Source organism: Vibrio sp. 10N.261.52.A1 (genome assembly GCF_002876325.1).
GTDB lineage: Bacteria > Pseudomonadota > Gammaproteobacteria > Enterobacterales > Vibrionaceae > Vibrio > Vibrio chagasii.
This window is the reverse complement of the sequence record NZ_MCYD01000109.1, coordinates 1-1,105: the sequence shown is the minus strand read 5'-3', so window position 1 is coordinate 1,105 and position 1,105 is coordinate 1. Positions and strand designations below refer to the sequence as shown.

The 1,105-nt window shown below is 41.0% G+C and carries 1 protein-coding gene; it reads right to left on the bottom strand.

From position 1 onward, the window contains the following. Window positions 1-940: ABC transporter transmembrane domain-containing protein (locus tag BCT81_RS01410; RefSeq protein WP_241908132.1), on the bottom strand; the 940-nt coding region annotated here is incomplete at its 3' end. Window positions 941-1,105 lie beyond the last annotated feature (165 nt).

Genomic DNA, 1,105 nt, shown 5'->3' with positions numbered 1-1,105 from the left:
ACTCTTGCGTTTGACCTTCCCATTTCCTTTGGAAACGTGGCTCTATGGCTAAACTCTTAACGGTTTCTATCCCATTGAGCGATTCCGTTAGAAAAGCGGTATTCTTGGCACCACAACTAAATTGAGCTTCAATTCTATGCTTTAGTGGCTTGGAGCTCAGACCTGCAACCAAAGCATAGAATGGGATACTCGCAAGAACGAGTAACGTTAATGGAGCAGATAGAGAGTACATAACCGCAAAAAAGACAAACGTAAAACTGACATCAACAAACAATGTCAACGTTGCTCCTGTTAAAAAGTGACGAATGCTATCTAACTCCCTTACTCGCATAACAATCGTACCGACTTGGCGTGTTTTAAAGTAAAGCAACGGTAAACCCAATAAATGCTTGAACAACGTACTGCCGAGTCGAATGTCGACTCGGGTAGTCGTATGAGAAAGTAAGTATTCACGCAGCCCCTTTAATACAACTTCGAACAAGCCAACCACTACCAATGCCATAACTAAAACGTCAAGCGTTGACAATGCTTGATGCACCAGCACCTTATCCATAATAACTTGGAAGAAGAGAGGAAGAATAAGTGCAAGCATTTGAAGAAATAAAGAGATGACTAAGATTTCGCTAAAAAGCTTGCGATGACGAACGAACTCAGGAATAAACCACGAAATATCAAATTTGCTCCCACTTTCATGGTACTGAATAACTTGATCAGTCCATTCATCTTGGAGAGTCTCTATGGGTATGACTTCTGGAGAAGCTTGATGAGGATGTTGAACAAGTGCTTGCTTATCTGACAACTTAGCAAGCACGACAAACCCTCCACTTTTTTGCTTGTAAGCAAGTGGAAGTTCGGCAGCCGTTAACTTTTTTTCTTTAAGCCTTTTAAGTCTCAGTTGCCCCCCGCTCTCCTTGGAGACTTTTTGGAGTATGCTTTTCAAAGAGCTCCCAGAATGCTCTACTGGCATTTTGTATGGATTACCTTCGAGCTTGAGCAAAAACTGAGAACTTACTAACGCGCTTTTGACAAGCGTATCGTCTTTTAAGTAAGCCCTAACCATGACGTTTAATTAACTATCTGATTTATATTTATAAAGTCATGATAC